Genomic DNA, 17,625 nt, shown 5'->3' with positions numbered 1-17,625 from the left:
GCATGGAGGGGAGACCGGTGAACGGCAGGGGTGGTGCGCACTCGTTCCAGGAGTGGCCTCGAAACGAGCCGGTGGACCGGTCATCGAGGGATTGGCTCCTTTCGCGACCATCTCTGGAACGCCGCCGCGGCACACCGATGGCTCCGCGTCGAGATCTCGTCCGCCGCGCACCGAGCACAGCCGTACCGGCTCACCGGGTCACGGCGTCCGTCGAGGGAGGTGGCCGCCGACGGGACGTCGGCCGCACCCGCCCTGTCCTCTGCCGGGCACGTGCTGCTCGCGTCCCGTCCACGGACGGAGTCGACGGGCCGGGAGGGCCGGCGGGTCGAGGAGGGCCCGCGCTCAGAGCCCCCAGGCCTCGGCGAGCAGGGCGAAGGAGCGCAGCTGTGCCTGCTCGTCGTGGGTGACGGTGGTGAGCAGCAGCTCGTCCGCCCCCGTGACCCGCTGGAGGGTGCGGAGGTGCGCGGCGACGGTCGCCGGGGAGCCCACGAAGCGGGTGTCGAGGCGGTCCTGCACGAGCGCCTGCTGCGCGGGGGTGAGGGGCGCCGCGGCGGCCTCCTCCGGGGACGGGTAGGGGATCGCGCCCTGGCCGGCGCGGATGCTGTGCACCCACTGTCCGTAGCCGGCGGCGAGGTGCCGGGCCTGCGCGTCGGTCTCCCCGACGACGACATCGGCGGAGACGATCACGTGCGGCGCGTCGATCCGGCCGGGGCGGAAGCTGCTGCGGTACTCGGCGACCGCCTCGAGCACCGCGGAGGGCGCCACGTGGTAGTTCGCGCCGAAGGGCAGGCCGAGGCGGCCGGCGAGGCGGGCGCTGGGCCCGGCGGAGCTGCCGTGGATCCAGGGCTCGATGCCGGAGCCCTCCGCGGGATGGGCGTGGACGGTGACGCCCTCGGAGGTCGCGACCGTGCCGTCGAGCAGGTCGAGCAGCTCCTGGACGTCCTCCTCGAAGCCCTCTCCGTCCCCGGGGGTGCGGCCCAGCAGGCGGCCCTGGAGCGCGAAACGGGAGGCGACGGCGGGCGCGGAGAGCAGCGCCCCGGCGCCGCCCCGGGAGGGTGGGACGACGAGCCCGTCGACGATCCGGTTCGCGGGCGGCGCCGCCGCGGGGGCCGACGTCGCTGTCCCCGCCGCCGTCGGCGACCCTCCGCTCGTCACCTTCCCCGCCGCCGGCGAGCCGCCGGCGCCCACCGAGCCGCCGACCCCCGGCGGCCGCGCCCCCGAGCGGCCGATCCCGAGGTCCACGCGCCCCGGATGGAGGGTCGCGACGATCCCGAGGTCCTCGAGCACCCGCAGCGGCGTGGAGTTCCCGAGCACCGTCACGGCCGTGCCCAGGCGGATCCGCTCGGTGACGCCCGCGAGCACGGCGAGCAGCACGTGCGGGGCGGAGCCGGCGATGCCGGGGTTCAGGTGGTGCTCGGCGAGCCAGTAGCGCGCGTAGCCGAGGCGCTCCGCGTGCCGTGCCTGGGCGATCGTGCGGCGCAGGGCGCCCTCCGGGGTGCCGCCGGTGGGGAACGCGGAGACGTCGAGGACGGACAGGGGGACGGCGCTGCTGGACGTCACGGTGCCTCCGCGGTGCGAGGGGATGCGGCTGGTCCTCGCACCGTAGGCGCCGCGCCGCGCGACCCGCCCGTCGGGCGTCACACACCGTCACCGCGGCGGGCGGGCGGCCGGGGACGCGCCTAGCGTCGGCCGCACCCGCACCAGGAGGAGAACCATGACCCACGTACCCGCCGCCGGCTTCATCCTCGCCGGCACCTATCCCGAGGACGACCCCGCCGGCGGCCTCGAACAGGTGCTGCGGCTCATCGAGTTCGGCGAGGAGCTCGGCCTCGACGTCGCCGGGGTGCGCCAGCGTCACCTCGAGCGCGGGATCTCCTCCGCCCTGCCGTTCCTCGCCGCCGCCTCCCAGCGCACCACCCGCATCCATCTCGAGACCGACGTCGTGCCGCTCGGCTTCGAGAACCCGTTCCGCCTCGCGGAGGACATGGCGACCGTCGACGCCCTCGCCCAGGGGCGCCTCCACGCCGGGGTCAGCAGCTCCGCCCCGCACGCGGACCTGCTCGCCGGCCTGGCCCGCCCGGACGCGGACCCGGCCACCGACCCCTACGAGCTGATCGCCCGCTTCCTGCAGGCACTCACCGGGGACGCCCTCGCCGAGGAGCCCGTGCCCACCCCGTACGGACCGCAGATCCCGCGCGTGCAGCCGCACGTGGCCGGGCTGCGGGAGCGGATCTGGATCGGCGGCGGCTCCGTGCGCTCGGTGCGCTGGGCCGGCGAGCAGGGACTGCACCTCCTGCTCGGCAACATCGGCGACGGCACGATCGCGGAGACCTTCGAGGAGGCCCAGCGCCTCCACGTGGACCTCTACCGCGCCGCGCACCCGGACCCGGCGAGCGCCCGCGTGGCGACCGAGCGGGTGATCATCCCGACCGACTCCGCGACCGCCGCGCAACGCGCGCACTACGCGGACTACGTCGCCGCCCGCACCCCGCGCACCCGGCAGCGGCAGCAGCTGGGCGCCCGCACCGTGCTCATCCAGGCGGACCTCCACGGCACCGCGGAGCAGATCGCCGAGCGGATCGCCGCGGACCCCACCTTCGACGGCGGCACCGAGCTGCGGCTGTCCCTCCCCTACGGCTTCGAGGACGCCGAGTACCGCCAGATCCTCACCGATGCACGGGAGCGCCTGCTGCCCCTGCTGGGCTGGGAGCCGCCCCGCGGATGACGCGGGATGACCCTGCGTGACCTGCGGTGATCCTTCGTGACCGGAGGGGTGACAGGCGGCGCGGCGGGGTCCAGGGTGGGCGCCACCACGGCAGCATCCGGCGTCCGCGACCCAGGAGGCACCCTCATGACCGCTCCTCGCAGCATCCAGCTCGGCATCGCCCTGGACGGCGCCGGATGGCATCCGGCCGCCTGGCGAGAACCCCACTCCCGCCCCACCGAGCTGTTCACCGCGCAGCACTGGAAGGTCCTCGCCTCGGAGGCCGAGCGCACCGGCGCGGAGCTGCTGACGATCGAGGACGCGTTCGGCCTGCAGACCGCGGAGCCCTTCGCCGAGGACGAGCGCACCGACGAGGTGCGCGGCCGGCTCGACGCGGTGCTCGTCGCCTCCCTGCTCGCCCGCACCACCACGGGGATCGGCCTCGTGCCCGTCGCGACGACGACCCACACCGAGCCCTTCCACCTCGCCTCCGCCCTCGCGACCCTCGACCACGTCTCCGAGGGCCGCGGCGGCTGGCAGGTGCGGGTCTCCGTGCTGCGCCGCGACGCGCTGCTCACCGGCCGCCGCGAGGTCCCCGCGATCGACGGGCCGCAGGACCCGGCCGCGGCGCCGCTCACCCGCGAGCTCTTCGCGGAGGCCTCCGCGGTCGTGGACACGGCCCGCGCACTCTGGGACAGCTGGGAGGACGACGCCGAGATCCGCGACGTCGCGACCGACCGCTTCCTGGACCGCGACAAGCTCCACCGCGTGGACGCCGAGACCCCCTGGTTCTCGGTGCGCGGCCCCTCGATCGTGCCGCGACCGCCGCAGGGGCAGCCGGTGGTGCTCGCCCTCGCGCACGCCCACGAGCCGTACCTCTTCGCGGCGCGCTCCGCGGACCTCGTGGTCGTGACCCCGCAGGACCGGGCCGACGCCGCGCGGATCCGCGGCGAGGTGCGCGCGGCGGAGACCGAGGCCGGACGCACCGGCGAGCCGCTCCGGCTGCTCGCGGATCTCGTGGTCCTGCTCGACGGGCCGACGGAGACCGGCGCCGCCCGTCTCGCGCGGCTGGACGGACTGGCCCGGCCGCTCACCTCCGACGCCCGCGTGGTCGCCGGCTCCGCCGCCCAGGTGGCGGACGTCATCGGCGAGCTCGTGGAGGCGGGCTACGACGGGGTGCGGCTGCGTCCCGGCGTCGCCGCCGACGACCTCCCCCGGATCGCGGACGACCTCGTCCCCGAGCTGCGGCGCCGGGGCCTGCGCGATGCCACCTCGCCCACCGCGCCCACAGCGCCGTTGACGGATACATCCCTGCGGGCCCGCCTGGGCCTGCCCACCACCGTCCCGAACCGCTTCGCCACGACCACCCGGAGGGCCTCATGAGCACCGCGGACCGCAAGCAGATCATCCTGGCCGCCTACGTGGGCGGCGTGAACGAGCACACCCTGTGGGAGCACCCCGACGCCGGCAGCCAGATCGACGTCTCCACCTTCGAGCAGGTCGCCCGGACGGCCGAGCGCGGCCTCTTCGACTACTTCTTCCTCGCCGAGGGGCTCACCCTGCGCGAGCGGGACGGGGAGGTGTTCGACCACGACATCGCCGGCCGCCCCGACACCCTCTCCGTGCTCGCGGCGCTCGCCGCGGTCACCGAGCACATCGGCCTCGTGGGGACGCTCAACGCGACCTTCCACGAGCCCTACGAGCTGGCCCGGCAGCTCGCGACCCTCGACCACCTCTCCGGCGGCCGCGCCGGCTGGAACGTCGTCACGAGCTTCGACGAGTTCACCGGCGGGAACTTCCGGCGCGGCGGATTCCTCCCCCGGTCGCAGCGCTACGAGCGGGCCGCGGAGTTCCTCGCGCTCGCGCGCGAGCTGTGGGACTCGTGGGGTGAGGACGCGATCGCGGCGGATCCCTCCACCGGGCGCTTCCTCGCGGATCCCCGCGCGGGGGCCTTCTCGCACACGGGCCCGCAGTTCGACGTCTCCGGCCGCTTCACGGTGCCCCGCAGCCCCCAGGGCCATCCCGTGATCGTGCAGGCGGGGGTGTCCCCGCAGGGTCGAGACTTCGCGGCCGCGAACTCCGACCTCATCTTCTCCCCCTACAGCCGCCTGCCCGAGGCCCGCGAGTACTACGTGGACGTGAAGCGGCGCGCGGCCGGGTTCGGCCGCGACCCCGAGCACCTGAAGATCATCCCGAGCATCGGCTACGTGCTGGGCGGCACCGAGGCGGAGGCCCGCGCGAACGCCCGCGACATCCAGGACCGGATCCTCACGGAGAAGACGATCCGCGTGCGCTTCGAGCAGGTGTGGAACCGGGACCTCTCCGCGTACGACGTGGACGGCCCGCTCCCGGACCTCGAGCCGGACGAGGCGGCCCCGCCCTTCATCCAGGGCCGCGCCTTCCACCTCCAGGACCGCGCCCAGGCCGTGCGCGAGTGGCGCGAGCTGGCGAGCACCAACGGCTGGTCGCTGCGGGAGCTCGCGGCGGAGGTCTTCGCCCGGCCGCAGCTCGTGGGCACGCCCGAGCAGGTCGCCGATCAGCTCGACGAGTTCGTGCAGCAGGACGGGGCCGACGGGGTGGTGCTCGGCGGGCACGTGACCCCGCACGGCATCGACGACTTCGTGGACCAGGTGGTGCCGCTGCTGCAGGCCCGCGGCTCCCTGCGCACCGAGTACACGGGCTCGACGCTCCGCGAGAACCTGGGACTGCCGGCGCCGGAGCGGGCGGCGGCGCCCGCCGTGGCCGCCCGATGAGCGCCGCCCCGTGACGGGCACGACCTGCGGGGCCGGGAACGCGGTGGTCGACACCCCGGTGGTCGACACCCCGGTGGTCGACGCCGTCGCGGCCGTGGGCCCCGCGACCGTCGAGGCCGCCCCGGCCGCCCCGGTCGGTCCGGAGGCTCCGCACGAGGAGCCCGCCGGGGCGACCGGGCGCCGCGAGCGGGCTGCGCTCGCGGCCTGCCTGCTCGCGGGGTTCGCGACGCTGTTCGACTCCGCGGCGATCACCTACGCGACGCCGACCGTCTCGGCGAGCCTGGGCGGCGGCACGGCCGGGGTGCAGTGGCTGCTCGCCTCGTTCTCGCTGACCTTCGGGCTGGGCCTCGCGCCCGCGGGCCGGCTCGGGGACGCCTACGGCCGTCGGGGCCTGTTCGCCCTGGGCATGGGCCTGTTCGTGGCGGGCGGCCTCGCGAGCGCGCTCGCCCCGGGCATCGAGGTGCTCATCGGTGCCCGGCTGCTGCAGGGCCTCGGCGCCGGGGTGATCAGCGCGCAGGTGCTCGGCGCGATCCAGGACCTGTTCCGCGGTCCGCGCCGGCTGCGCGCCCTGGGCCTGTACACGGGCGCCGGGGCGCTCGCGGCGCTGCTGGGTCCGCTCGGGGCGGGGCTCGCCCTGGGAGCCCTCCCGCCGGAGCTCGCCTGGCGCGCGGTGCTCGCGCTGCCCGTGCCGATCGGCGCCGCGGCGCTCGTGCTGGGCCTGCGCGGGCTGCCGCGCACGGAGCCCCGCCCCGACGGCCGACGGGCGGGCCCGCGGCTCGACCTGGACCTGCCGGCGGTCGCGCTGCTCGCGGTGGTCGTCGTGCTGCTGACCCTGCCGGTCGTGGAGACGGGGATGGCGCGGCCGCTCGCCCTGGCCCTCGCGCTCGCGTGCCTACCGGCCGTCGCCGCGCTCGCCCTCTGGGAGCGGTCCTACGGCCGCGGCGGGCGGCTGCCGCTGTTCGCGCGCGAGCTCGTGCGCTCCCCCGGCTTCCTCGCGGGGAACGCGGTGGCGCTGCTGTGGTTCGGCGCGAACCTCTCGGTGACCTCGGTGGTGACGATCCATCTGCTGCAGGTCTCCTCGCTCACCCCGCTGCTCCTCGCCGCGGTCCTCGCCCCGGCGGCGCTCGCCCGGCTGGGCTCCTCGCTGCTCTCCGGGCGGGTCTTCGCGGCGCTGGGCCCGCGGGCGGTGCTGCTGGGCCTCGGGGTGCAGACCGCGCTGCTGGCCCTCCTCGCGCTGCTCGCGCCGGGCCTCGGCGCGGGCGCGCTCACGGCCGCCGTCGCGGCGACCCAGGTGGGGATCGGGCTGTGCGGCGGGATCATCGAGCCGCCGCTGCGGGTGGTGACGCTGTCCTTCGCGACCGGCCGCACGCACGGCGTCGCGGCATCCTTCCTCCAGCTCACGCAGCGGCTCTCGGCGACGTACCTCATCGCGCTGACGACGGGGATCCTGCTCGGCGCCTCCGCGACGGCGAGCGGGGCGGGGCTCGGCGCGGCGCTCGGCGTGTGCGCGCTCGCCTCGGGTCTCGCCCTGCTCGCGAGTCTGCATCCTGCGCTGCGCCGCTGGGGTCGGTGACCGGTCAGCACCGCACACGGCCGTCCGCGTCGCCCCGGGCCCTGTCACATACCGCCACGCTGTGCTTATGCCACCCCCTAGCAGGACTATGGTCATGAGGGACGGCGGGCCGGTCCCGCCGCAGAACCGTCCCGAGGGAGCAGTGCATGTCCATCTCCGAGCTCATCGGCGCGACCCCGCTCGTCCCGCTGCGCCGCCTGTTCCCGGCCGACGGCCCGCGCGTGCTGGTCAAGGCCGAGTTCCTCAATCCTGGCGGCAGCGTCAAGGACCGCATCGCCCGCGAGATGGTCGATGCCGCGGAGGCCGCCGGTGAGCTCGTCCCCGGCAGCACCATCGTCGAGGCGACCTCCGGGAACACCGGGGCCGGCCTCGCGCTCATCGCCGCGGAGCGCGGCTACGACGCCGTCTTCGTGTGCGGCCCCAAGGTCTCCGACGAGAAGGTCGGCGTGCTGCGCGCCCACGGGGCGACGGTGATCCGCTCCCGCGGCGACGTCGCCCCGGAGCACCCCTCCTCGAGCCGCTCGATCGCGGAGCGACTGCTCGAGGTCATCCCCGCCGCCTGGAGCTCCCAGCAGTACGACAACCCGCACAACCCCGCCGCCCACCGCCGCACCACCGGTCCGGAGATCTGGGAGCAGACGGGCGGCGCGATCACCCATCTCGTCGCGAACGTCGGCACCGGCGGGACGATCAGCGGCACCGGCGCGCACCTCAAGGAGGTCAGCGGAGGCGCGGTCACGGTGATCGGTGCGGACCCGGCCGGCTCCGCCTACTCCGGCGAGGTCGAGCCCTTCCTCGTCGAGGGGGCTGGCCGCATCTACGCCGACCGCGCCCTCTGGCCCTCGACCTACGACGAGTCCGTGGTCGACCACCTCGAGGCCGTGGCCGACGCGGAGTCCTTCGCCTGGGCGCACCTCGCCGCCCGCCACGAGGGCCTGCTGCTGGGCGGCAGCGCCGGCACCGCCCTCGCCGCCGCCTCCCGCTGGGCGCCGCGGCTCACGGCGGAGCACACGCTCGTCGTGATCCCCGCGGATTCCGGCCGGAGCTATCTCTCCAAGGTCTACGACGACGCGTGGCTCGCCGGGCAGGGCCTGCGGGACGAGGTCGAGCGGATCATCGGCGTGGTCCGCGAGCGCCGCGGCCTGCGCGCCCCGGCCGCCCTGCCCCTCGACGCCCTCCCGGAGGACGTCCGCCCGGGCGCGGGAGCCCTCCAGCCCACCGCCTGACCGCCCGCACCCGACGACCTCACCAGCACCAGGAGCCCACGATGACCACCTCCCCCACCACCGCCGCCTCCGTCGCGCCCGTCCCGCCCGAGCAGGCCGGCGCCCCCGCGGAGTGGCTCGCCTTCCGCCACCACCGCGAGGAGCAGCTCGCCGTCTCCCACGGCGTGCTCTCCCAGGTCGCCCTGCACTGGGTGGACCCCGAGGCCGCCGAGCAGACCTTCGCGGGCCTGCCCGGGAGCTGGAGCGTCGAGGACGGCCTGCTCACCGTCCGCTGGCGCGGCGCGGAGCTGACCGTGCTCGCCGGCTCCGCGGACGTCACGACCGACGAGGTCGCCGACGTCGACGGGACCGTGCACCGCGCCACGGTCACCACCCCCGGGGACGTGCGCCTCGCGGCCTTCGCGGAGGACGTCCAGATCGACGTCATCCGCCGCGGCGGTCGCACCGGCCTGCGCGTGCTGGACCCGCAGGCCCCGCGCCGCACGGCCTTCACCCACGTCCCGACGGCGCCCTACGACCCGTCCCTCGTGCTGAGCGGCACCTGGCGCGAGCAGCCCGCGACGGTGACCGTCGGCTCCGCGCTCCCGTGGCTCGAGCAGCACCTGGACTCCCCCGGCGTCGCGACCCTCGAGATCGACGGCCGGCCCGTGGAGCTCGTGCTCACCGGCACCGCGAACATCCTGTTCACCGACGAGGCCTCCGGCTCGAGCACGCCGGACTGGCGGGTCGTCACCGCGGAGATCGACGGCGACCGCCTCACCGTCGACCTCAACCGGGCCGTCGCCTTCCCGGCCGCGTTCAGCGCCTGGGCGACGTGCCCGCGCCCGCCCGCCGGCAACCACCTGCCGATCGCCGCCCTGGCCGGGGAGCTGCGCGTCGAGCGCACCGAGAGGTGAGCAGCAGGGTCGTGTGACGGCGCACAAGAGCATTGATCCCGTCATAGGCAGGGCACGCGCTGCTCTCTTCGTTCCGGCAGCCGGTCAGGGGCGGGACGCCGGAGCACGGCAGGCGTCGCCCGCACTCGATCCAGGCGTCGCCCGCACTCGATCCAGGCGTGGTCTGCACACGTTCCAGGCGTGGTCCGCACTCGTTCCAGAAGTGGTCCCGAAATGAGCCGTTGGGCCCGTCGTGGGTGCATCGGCTCGTTTCGCGACCATCCCTGGAACGCCGCCGCAGCACGCCCATGACTCCGCGCCGAGATCTCGTCCGCCGCGCACCGAGCACGGCCGCACCGGCGCACCGACGCACCGACGCACCGGCGCGCCGGGCCACGGCGTCCGTCGAGAGAGGGGCACCGCCGACGGGACGTGAGCGGCATCTGCCCTGTCCTCTGCCGGGCACCGGCGCCGTATGGCATCGCGCCCCACCGTCCGACGGCGCCCTGCTATACGTTGAGCCGGTGGTGACGGACCGACCGGGGAGGATGCGATGAGCTCGAGGCGATCCCTGCTGGGCTGGATGCTCGTGGCGCCCGCGACGATCGGCGTGGCCTGCTTCCTGATCCTGCCCGTGCTGCTCGCGCTCGGCGTCTCCTTCTTCGACTGGGACCTGCTGGGCACCCGCGACTTCGTGGGGCTCGAGAACTACCGCTCCCTGCTGGCCGACGGCGCGCTCCTGAACTCCCTGCTGGTCACGGCCGTGTTCACGCTGCTCTCGGTGCCGCTGTCCCTCGCGCTGGGGCTGATCCTCGCGACCCAGCTCGTGCGCGCGCTGCCCGGCTCCGCCGTGGTGCGGGTGATCGTCGTGATCCCGTGGGTGTGCGCGCCGCTCGCGCTCGGCGTCGTCTGGACCTGGATCTTCCAGCCCTCCACGGGCGCGCTGAACACGCTGCTGGGCATCCGCGTCGAATGGCTCACCGATCCGACGCTCGCGCTGCCCGCGGTCGCCTTCGTCGCGATCTGGCAGAACGTCGGCTACATCAGCCTGTTCTTCCAGGCGGGCCTGGGCCGGATCCCCGACTCGATCTACGAGGCCGCGCGGCTCGACGGCGCCGGCCCGTTCCAGACGCTGCGGCACATGACGATCCCGCTGCTGCGCCCCACGACCTTCTTCCTCGCGATCACCCAGGTCGTCGCGAGCTTCCAGGTGTTCGACATGGTCTACGCGCTCACCGGCGGCGGCCCCCGGCACCGCACCGAGGTCATCGCCTCCCTCGTCTTCCACGAGGCGTTCCAGAACTCCCACCTGGGCCGCGCGAGCGCCGTCGCCGTCATCCTGTTCCTCCTCCTCGTGGTGATCACGGTGGTCCAGCAGCGCTGGTTCTCCTCCCGCATCACCTACGACATGAGCTGAGCGGAGGCCCCGTGAAGAAGAACCTCGCCCGCCGCGTGCTCGGCCACGGCGCGACCTATCTGGTGCTGCTCGCCGCGGCCCTGCTCACGCTCGCCCCGTTCACCGTCTCCGTGCTCACGTCCCTCACCTCGCCGCGCCAGCTCGCCCAGCAGGGGCCGCTGCACCTGCCCGCCCCGCCCACGCTCGAGAGCTTCTCGACGCTGCTCTCCTCGGTCGACGGCTTCGTCACCCCGGTGGCGGTGACCGTGCAGATGGTCGCCGTGATCCTCGTGGGCCAGATCGTGTTCTCGGTGCTCGCCGCCTACGCCTTCGCGCACCTCCGCTTCCCCGGCCGGGACCTGCTGTTCTGGGTGTTCGTGGCGACGCTCATGGTGCCGCAGGTGGTGGTCGTGGTGCCGCTGTACCTGATGCTCAGCGAGGCGGGGCTGCGCAACACCTTCTGGGCGCTCGTGCTGCCCTTCGTGCTCGGCTCGCCCTACGCGATCTTCCTGCTGCGGGAGAACTTCCGGCAGATGCCGAGCGAGCTCATGGACGCCATGCGGATCGACGGCGCCGGCACCCTGCGCCTGCTGTGGAACCTCGTGGTGCCGCTGAACCGGCCGATCATCATCACGCTCGTGCTGATCACCGTCGTCACCCACTGGAACAGCTTCATGTGGCCGATGGTCATCACCTCGGGACCCGAGTGGCGCACGATCACCGTCGCGACCTCGGCGCTGCAGTCGCAGTACTCGAGCAACTGGACGCTCGTCATGGCCGGGACGACCCTCGCGATGCTCCCGCTCATGCTGCTGATGATCGTCTTCCAGAAGCAGATCACCCGCTCCGTGGGCGGCACCGGGCTGCGCTGAGGCTCCCGGGCGCCTCGCCCGTTCACACCCGCCCCGGCCCGGAGCGAGACGACCATAATGGACAGGAGCCTCCCCGCGGCCCCCGTGGCCGCGTCCGTCGGACGAAGGAATCCCCCGTGAAGCGTCGCAGCCTCCTCACCTCCCTCGCCGTGACCGGCACCGTCGGTGCCCTCGCGGCCTGCTCCCCCTCCTCCTCCGGCGGTGGTTCCGGGTCCGGGTCCGACGGCGGCGGCGACGGGAAGACCCTCACCTTCCGGCTCTGGGACGAGACCGCGGTGGACGCCTACACCGAGTCCTTCGCCGCCTTCGAGAAGGAGTCCGGCTGGACGGTCTCGATCGACCTCGTGCCGTGGGCCGACTACTGGACCCGCCTGCCGCTGGACGTCGCGAGCGGCGACGCGGCGGACGTCTACTGGATGAACTCCGCCAACTACGTGCTCTACAAGGACTCCGGCGACCTGCTCGACATCACCGACGTCGTCACCGAGGGCCGTGACAAGTGGGAGAAGGCGGTGGTGGACCTCTACACGCGCGACGGCGGCCTGTGGGGCGTGCCGCAGCTGTGGGACTCGATCGCCCTGTTCAGCAACTCCGACCTGCTCGAGAAGGCCGGCGTCGATCCCACGACGCTGAGCTTCGACCCGGCCGCGGACTCCGACCCGCTGCGCGAGGCCGGCCGCGCCCTCACCCTCGACAAGGCCGGCAAGCACCCCGGCGACGACGGCTTCGACGCGGACTCCCGCACCCAGTTCGGCGTGAACTCGCAGGCGGACCGGCAGGCGATCATCGGCCCGATGCTCGCCGCGAACGGCGCCCAGTGGCAGAAGGACGACGAGTACGTCTTCGCCTCGCCCGAGGGGATCGCCGCCTTCGCCTACATGGCGGGCCTGGTCAACACCGACCAGGTCGCCCCGAGCGCCGCGGACACCAACGCGAACGGCGACGTCACCCGCGACCTGTTCACGCAGGGCAAGCTCGGGCTGTTCCAGTCCGGCCCCTACAACCTCAAGACCATCGCCGAGGGCGTGGGCGACAGCTTCGCGTGGACGCTCTCCGCGCCGATCGCCGGCCCCGAGGGCCCGAAGTCGCTCGTGCACGGCGTGGTCGCCGTCGGCAATGCGAAGGCCGACGACGCGAAGCAGGAGGGCATCGCGCAGCTGCTCACCTGGCTGGGCTCCGCGGAGGGCCAGAAGCCGATCGGCGCGCAGGGCGTCGCCTTCCCCGCCCACGCGGATGCGCAGGCGGACTTCCAGAGCTACTGGGAGGACAAGGGCGTGGACGTCACCCCCTTCGTCGACGCCGCGAAGAACGCCGCCGAGGCGGACACCGGCGCCAAGGCCAATGCGGGCCTCGAGGCCGCGATGCCGATCTTCCAGGAGATCTTCATCGGCCGCACCCCCGCGGAGGAGGGCGTGCCGCAGGCCCAGGAGGAGGGCAACGCGGCGATGGCCTGATCCCTCCACCGGATCCGCCCGCCCGTTCGGGATCTTCACAGGGCGCACACGGGATACGTCCGGAACGTGCGCGCAGAAGCACTGGTCAGGGCGCCGCATCCGGGGAAGATGGTGCCATGAGCGAGAACAGCAGCCTGGACCCCGCGGCGCCGGGGCAGCCGCAGCCACCGGACCCGTCGACACCCGCCGGGCTCCCCCCGCTCGGGGGCGGGTCGTCGCCGGGGCCCGTCCCGCGGCGGCCCGAGGGCCCCGGCATCGTCGCCGAGGGCGTGAGCCGCGCGTTCGGCAGCGTGCAGGCGGTGCACGGCCTCGACCTCACGGCCCCGCGCGGCGCGGTGACCGCGCTCGTGGGCCCCAACGGCTGCGGCAAGTCCACGCTCATGCTCATGCTCGCCTCGCTGCTCGCCCCGGACTCCGGCCGCGTGCTCGTGGACGGCGTGGACCCGGCGGTCGACTCCCCCGCCGTGCGGGCGGCCGTCGGCTGGATGCCGGACCAGTTCGGCGCCTGGGACTCGCTGCGGGTCGCCGAGGTGCTCGAGACGATGGGCCGCGCGTACTTCCTGCCCCCCGGCCAGCTGCGGGAGCGGGTCGCGCACCTGCTCGAGCTGCTCGACCTCGTGCCGCTCGCCCAGCAGCCCGCGCACGTCCTCTCGCGCGGGCAGAAGCAGCGTCTGGGCCTCGCCCGCGCGCTCGTGCACTCCCCGCGCGTGCTGATCCTCGACGAGCCCGCCTCCGGTCTCGACCCCGCCTCCCGCCGCCGCCTGCTGAGCGTCGTGCGGCAGGTCGCCGCGGAGGGCGCGACCGTGCTGGTCTCCAGCCACATCCTCGGCGAGCTCGAGGAGATGGCCGACCACGTCGTGTTCATGGACGCCGGCCGCGTCGTCGACGCCTCGAGCGTGCGCGAGCTCGCGCAGCGGCCCCGCCCCTGGCGGATCACGTCGCTGGACGAGGCAGCCCTGCGCGCCGCGCTCGGCACCCTCGGCGTGCGCCACGGCGACGTGGTCCCCGCGGCCGCGAGCACGAGCGGTCACGCGGAGGTCCTCGTGCACCTGCCGGACGAGTCCCGCGCCGCGCGCCTGCTCGCGGACCTCGTCGCCCAGGACGCCCGCGTGGCCTCCTTCGCCCCTGCCGCCGGCCGCCTCGAGGCCGCCTACCTCGCCTCGGACGCCGCGCGCCGGGAAGGAGCCCTCTGATGAACGCCACCCGTCGCACCGGCACCCTCCGACTGCGAGGCCGCGGGCTGTGGCTCGTCGCCTCCCTCGAGCTCAAGCAGCGCCTGCGCTCCCGCGCCTGGGTGGTCGCCCTCGCCGTGTGGATGATCGTGCTGCTGGGCATCGGTGCCCTGGGCCTCGCCCCGGTGCTGCTCACCGCGCAGTACGACGGCGTCGAGCAGGTCTCCTCGATGATCTTCAGCGCCCAGATCGTCTTCGTCATGTTCGCGATGCTGCTCGTGGTGCCCGCGCTCTCCGCGGGGGCGATCAACGGCGACCGCAGCGCGGGGACCCTCGCGACGCTCCAGGCGAGCCTGCTCTCCCCGGCGGAGATCGTGCTCGGCAAGCTCCTCGCCGGCTGGTCCACGGGGCTCGCGTTCCTCGTGCTCGCCCTGCCCTCGCTCGTGCCGATCGCGGTGCTGGGGCACGTGGACCCGCTGTACATGCTGCGCCTGCTCGCGGTGATCGTCGTGCTCACCGCCTGCGTGACCGCACTGGGTCTGGGGCTCTCCGCGCTCACCCGGCGCACGCTGAGCTCGGTGGTCCTCGCCTACGTGCTCGTGATCGGCGTGACGGTCGTGCTGCCCGTCGCCTGGGGCGTCTCCGGCCTCGTCATCACCGACGAGAAGGAGGTCACGGTCTACTCGACGCGGTACTCGGCGGACGGGGACGTGGAGGCCGACGAGCCGATGACGTGCGAGGCCCGCAGGGAGACCCGGCAGATCTCGCGCCTGGACCTCACGATGCCGCTCATGTGGGGCAACCCGGTGGTGCTGCTCGCGGAGACCGCGCCGACGGTCACCGCGGACCGCTGGCGGACCGGGGAGGACGAGGGCCTCGACCTGCTCAGCACGCTGAAGTTCGGGATGCGCACGGCCGCGCACCCCCTCGCCCCGTCGAACTTCAACGAGTGCTGGATCGAGGACCGGGGCTACCCGGCGCATCTCGACGACGGCTCCGACGGCGCCCCGCTGTGGCCGATGGGTCTGGGGCTGTGGGCGATCGTGGGCATCGCCGCGGTGACCCTCGCGATCCGGCGCGTCGCCGTGCCGGTGCGCCACCTGGGACGCGGCGAGCGCATCGCCTAACCCCCGCCCGCGCCCTCGACACCGGTCCCGGTCCCGACCACTGCGGTCGGGGCCGGGGCCGGCGGCCGCTCAGGGCCTCGGGAGGCGGGTGACGGTCTCGGGGATCTCGTAGGCGTCCTCGCCGGGCGCGGAGAACGGCGAGCCCTCGCCGCCGAAGTCCGGCAGCCGGCCCTGCTCGACGTCCCCCGGCCGCACCTCCGCGGCCCGCGCACCCGGCTGGGAGTCGTCCACCCAGAGCCGGTCCCCGGCCTCGGCGTCGAGGTCGCGGAGGCCGAAGGGGTCCCCGCCCTCCGCCGCGATCCGCCGGCGCATCTCCGCCCGCACCGCGGGATCCGCGGCCCGCTGCGCCCGCGTGCCGCGGGAGGGGGCGACGAGCCGGAACGGCGTGGCGCGCCGCGTGTACCGGCCCGCGGGGCCGTAGAGCACGGTGCGGGCGTCACGGCGCAGGGCCGCGGCGACCGTCAGCCCCGCCATCGGCACCGCGAGCAGGAGCAGCACCACCGCGCCGGACCACGTCATGGCGCTGTGCAGCCCCGTCACCGCGAGGATCGTCGTCGCGACGGCGATCCCCGCGGCCACGACGCCCGCGCCGAGCCAGCCGCCGATCGCGACGAGCCCGGACTCCCAGGGGTTCACGCGGGCACGGTGCGACCAGTCCTCGTAGGTGCGCAGGTCGCTCACCGCGCCGCGCCGCCCCTCGACGAGCCGCGCCGCGAGGCCCGGGACGGGAGCGAGCGCGAGCGCCGTGAGCGCCGCGACGGGCAGCATCACGGCGGCCTGCACGGGGCCGAGCGGCGAGGGCACCGCGGTGAGCTCGGTCGCGGCGAGGCCGGAGAAGGTGAGGACCAGATCGGCGACGGAGAAGGTGAGCCACCCGCCGGCCAGCAGCGCCGGCCAGAACCAGCGCCGGGACGCCCCACCGATCGCGGCGAGGGCACGCAGCATCCCGGCCCGGGTGAGCGCTGCGCCGTCGGCCTCCGAGCCCGGGGTGGGCGGGAGGTGGCGACGGTCCGTGGCGAGCAGCTGCGCCGCCGCCTCCCGGCGGGCACCGGGGTCCTGGCCGATCAGCGCGGTGCGCCGCAGGTCGCCGACGGGGCTCACGCCCAGCAGCCGCGGGGCGCCCAGCCAGCGCCGCACCCCTGCACCGGTGGCCTGCACGGCGAGCAGGGCCAGGCAGACGGCCATCAGCGGGCCGGCACCCAGGCCGTTCCACGGGATCGGGCCGTCCACCGCGCCGAGCACCGCGGTGAGGGCGATGACGGCCACGACCGGGGCGAGCAGCGTCGAGCTGATCCGGGAGGCGACGGCGCGCTGGAAGTCCTGCTCGGAGAGCTGGGCGGCCGGGTCGAGCGCGGCGACCCTCCCGGCGGCGAGCGGCAGGGTCGCGAGGCTCAGCAGCGGGGCGAGCAGCGGGACCAGCAGCACGGAGAGCCCGAGCGCACGGCGGGAGAAGCCGAGCGCGGCGACGGTCTGGTTCAGCAGCATCGGCTCGGCGAGGCCGAACAGCAGCGACAGGGTCCACATGGTCGGCGCGGAGCCGATCACGAACAGGCACCACAGCACGAGCCACAGCGCCACGAGCAGCAGGGCGGGCACCCACGCGGCGCGCAGCAGGCGCAGGGTCAGCTCCCGCCGGGAGTCGAGCATGATCTGCGCGGGTGGGACCAGCTCCGGGTCCTCGAGCGGGAGCCGGCGCGGCGCGGGCAGATCCGTCAGCGGGGGCAGGGCTCGGGCGTAGGGGCTGGTCACGTCGGCTCCTGGTGGCGGGTCCGGCTGCGGGGCTCAGACGCTGCGACGGCCCAGGAAGGCGCGGCCCAGGGTCATCTCGTCGGCGTAGTCGAGGTCGCCGCCCACGGGCAGGCCGGAGGCGAGGCGGGTCACGGAGATCTCGAGGGAGGAGAGCAGGCGCGAGAGGTACGCGGAGGTCGCCTCGCCCTCGATGTTCGGGTCCAGGGCGAGGATGACCTCCTGGGTCTCCCCCGTCCCGAGGCGGGTCATGAGCTCGGTGATCCGCAGGTCGTTGGGGCCCACACCGCCGATCGGGTCGATCGCCCCGCCGAGCACGTGGTACCGGCCCTTGAACTCGCGGATACGCTCGATGGCGACGATGTCCTTGGACTCCTCGACCACGCAGATCACCTCGTCGGTGCGGCGCGGGTCCGCGCAGATCCGGCAGGTGGTCTCCGCGGAGACGTTCCCGCAGGTCTCGCAGAACTTCACGGTCTCCTTGACGGTCACGAGGACCTCGGCGAGCCGGCGCACGTCGGACTCGTCCGCGTCGAGGAGATGGAACGCGATCCGCTGCGCTGACTTGGGGCCGATCCCGGGAAGCTTCCCGAGCTCGTCGATGAGGTCCTGGACGATGCCTTCGTACACCCCTCCACTGTAGTGGCCAGGCAGGACGTGCAGACGGCGGGGCGGCGTGCGCTCGGGCACGCCGGGCGGGCGGCCCGCGAGCCGCGAGGGGTGCTGC

The 17,625-nt window shown here is 74.7% G+C and carries 14 protein-coding genes; 11 read left to right on the top strand and 3 right to left on the bottom strand.

Annotated features, from left to right (window positions below):
* Window positions 1-342: 342 nt before the first annotated feature.
* Complete coding sequence (locus NLU66_RS05455) at window positions 343-1,560, bottom strand: LLM class flavin-dependent oxidoreductase (protein ID WP_259361931.1); 1,218 nt, start codon at window positions 1,558-1,560, stop codon at window positions 343-345.
* A 154-nt stretch (window positions 1,561-1,714) separates the two neighbouring features.
* Here NLU66_RS05455 and NLU66_RS05450 point away from each other — a divergent pair, with 154 nt between their 5' ends.
* The 11 genes from NLU66_RS05450 (at window position 1,715) to NLU66_RS05400 (ending at window position 15,152) form a co-directional block, all read left to right on the top strand.
* Window positions 1,715-2,725: an LLM class flavin-dependent oxidoreductase gene (locus tag NLU66_RS05450; protein WP_259361930.1), complete on the top strand. Its 1,011-nt coding sequence runs from the start codon at window positions 1,715-1,717 to the stop codon at window positions 2,723-2,725.
* Window positions 2,726-2,851: 126 nt separating this feature from the next.
* The gene (locus NLU66_RS05445; RefSeq protein WP_259361929.1) at window positions 2,852-4,087 is read left to right on the top strand and encodes an LLM class flavin-dependent oxidoreductase; all 1,236 of its coding nucleotides are present in this window, start codon (window positions 2,852-2,854) and stop codon (window positions 4,085-4,087) included.
* Complete coding sequence (locus tag NLU66_RS05440; protein ID WP_259361928.1) at window positions 4,084-5,457, top strand: NtaA/DmoA family FMN-dependent monooxygenase; 1,374 nt, start codon at window positions 4,084-4,086, stop codon at window positions 5,455-5,457. The genes NLU66_RS05445 and NLU66_RS05440 overlap by 4 nt, the downstream gene beginning before the upstream one ends.
* A 10-nt stretch (window positions 5,458-5,467) precedes the next feature.
* On the top strand, window positions 5,468-7,030 hold the full coding sequence (locus NLU66_RS05435; RefSeq protein WP_259361927.1) for an MFS transporter: 1,563 nt from the start codon (window positions 5,468-5,470) through the stop codon (window positions 7,028-7,030).
* A 146-nt stretch (window positions 7,031-7,176) separates the two neighbouring features.
* Complete coding sequence (locus NLU66_RS05430) at window positions 7,177-8,256, top strand: PLP-dependent cysteine synthase family protein (RefSeq protein ID WP_259361926.1); 1,080 nt, start codon at window positions 7,177-7,179, stop codon at window positions 8,254-8,256.
* 41 nt (window positions 8,257-8,297) lie between these two features.
* Entirely contained in the window at window positions 8,298-9,152 is an 855-nt protein-coding gene (locus NLU66_RS05425; protein WP_259361925.1) for a DUF1684 domain-containing protein, read from the top strand.
* A 532-nt stretch (window positions 9,153-9,684) separates the two neighbouring features.
* Complete coding sequence (locus NLU66_RS05420) at window positions 9,685-10,548, top strand: carbohydrate ABC transporter permease (RefSeq protein WP_259361924.1); 864 nt, start codon at window positions 9,685-9,687, stop codon at window positions 10,546-10,548.
* 11 nt (window positions 10,549-10,559) lie between these two features.
* On the top strand, window positions 10,560-11,399 hold the full coding sequence (locus tag NLU66_RS05415) for a carbohydrate ABC transporter permease (RefSeq protein WP_259361923.1): 840 nt from the start codon (window positions 10,560-10,562) through the stop codon (window positions 11,397-11,399).
* A gap of 116 nt (window positions 11,400-11,515) precedes the next feature.
* Window positions 11,516-12,853, top strand: a complete 1,338-nt coding sequence (locus NLU66_RS05410) for an extracellular solute-binding protein (protein ID WP_259361922.1) — start codon at window positions 11,516-11,518, stop codon at window positions 12,851-12,853.
* Between the two features lie 116 nt (window positions 12,854-12,969).
* The gene (locus NLU66_RS05405) at window positions 12,970-14,046 is read left to right on the top strand and encodes an ABC transporter ATP-binding protein (protein ID WP_259361921.1); all 1,077 of its coding nucleotides are present in this window, start codon (window positions 12,970-12,972) and stop codon (window positions 14,044-14,046) included.
* Window positions 14,046-15,152 carry an ABC transporter permease gene (locus NLU66_RS05400; RefSeq protein ID WP_259361920.1) on the top strand — a complete coding sequence of 369 codons (1,107 nt, stop codon included), beginning with the start codon at window positions 14,046-14,048 and terminating at the stop codon, window positions 15,150-15,152. Before NLU66_RS05405 ends, NLU66_RS05400 begins: the two co-directional genes overlap by 1 nt.
* Before the next feature lie 69 nt (window positions 15,153-15,221).
* On the opposite strand, the gene NLU66_RS05395 is transcribed toward NLU66_RS05400, so the two are convergent.
* Entirely contained in the window at window positions 15,222-16,901 is a 1,680-nt protein-coding gene (locus tag NLU66_RS05395) for a hypothetical protein (protein ID WP_259361919.1), read from the bottom strand.
* 33 nt (window positions 16,902-16,934) lie between these two features.
* A complete protein-coding gene (recR, locus tag NLU66_RS05390; RefSeq protein ID WP_259361918.1) occupies window positions 16,935-17,528 on the bottom strand; it encodes a recombination mediator RecR in 594 nt (197 codons plus the stop codon).
* Between the last annotated feature and the right edge of the window lie 97 nt (window positions 17,529-17,625).

The sequence above is a fragment of the Brachybacterium sp. NBEC-018 genome (assembly GCF_024860185.1).
In the GTDB taxonomy this organism is placed as follows: domain Bacteria; phylum Actinomycetota; class Actinomycetes; order Actinomycetales; family Dermabacteraceae; genus Brachybacterium; species Brachybacterium rhamnosum.
The sequence above is the reverse complement of the archived record's forward strand: the minus strand, read 5'-3'. Positions and strand labels throughout refer to the sequence as shown.

Bases quoted from the DNA above. Each gene is read 5' to 3' on its own strand.
- NLU66_RS05430 (WP_259361926.1), top strand. From the start codon at position 7,177: ATGTCCATCTCCGAGCTCATCGGCGCGACCCCGCTCGTCCCGCTGCGC.
- NLU66_RS05420 (WP_259361924.1), top strand. From the start codon at position 9,685: ATGAGCTCGAGGCGATCCCTGCTGGGCTGGATGCTCGTGGCGCCCGCG.
- NLU66_RS05445 (WP_259361929.1), top strand. From the start codon at position 2,852: ATGACCGCTCCTCGCAGCATCCAGCTCGGCATCGCCCTGGACGGCGCC.
- NLU66_RS05400 (WP_259361920.1), top strand. From the start codon at position 14,046: ATGAACGCCACCCGTCGCACCGGCACCCTCCGACTGCGAGGCCGCGGG.
- NLU66_RS05425 (WP_259361925.1), top strand. From the start codon at position 8,298: ATGACCACCTCCCCCACCACCGCCGCCTCCGTCGCGCCCGTCCCGCCC.
- NLU66_RS05440 (WP_259361928.1), top strand. From the start codon at position 4,084: ATGAGCACCGCGGACCGCAAGCAGATCATCCTGGCCGCCTACGTGGGC.
- NLU66_RS05405 (WP_259361921.1), top strand. From the start codon at position 12,970: ATGAGCGAGAACAGCAGCCTGGACCCCGCGGCGCCGGGGCAGCCGCAG.
- NLU66_RS05450 (WP_259361930.1), top strand. From the start codon at position 1,715: ATGACCCACGTACCCGCCGCCGGCTTCATCCTCGCCGGCACCTATCCC.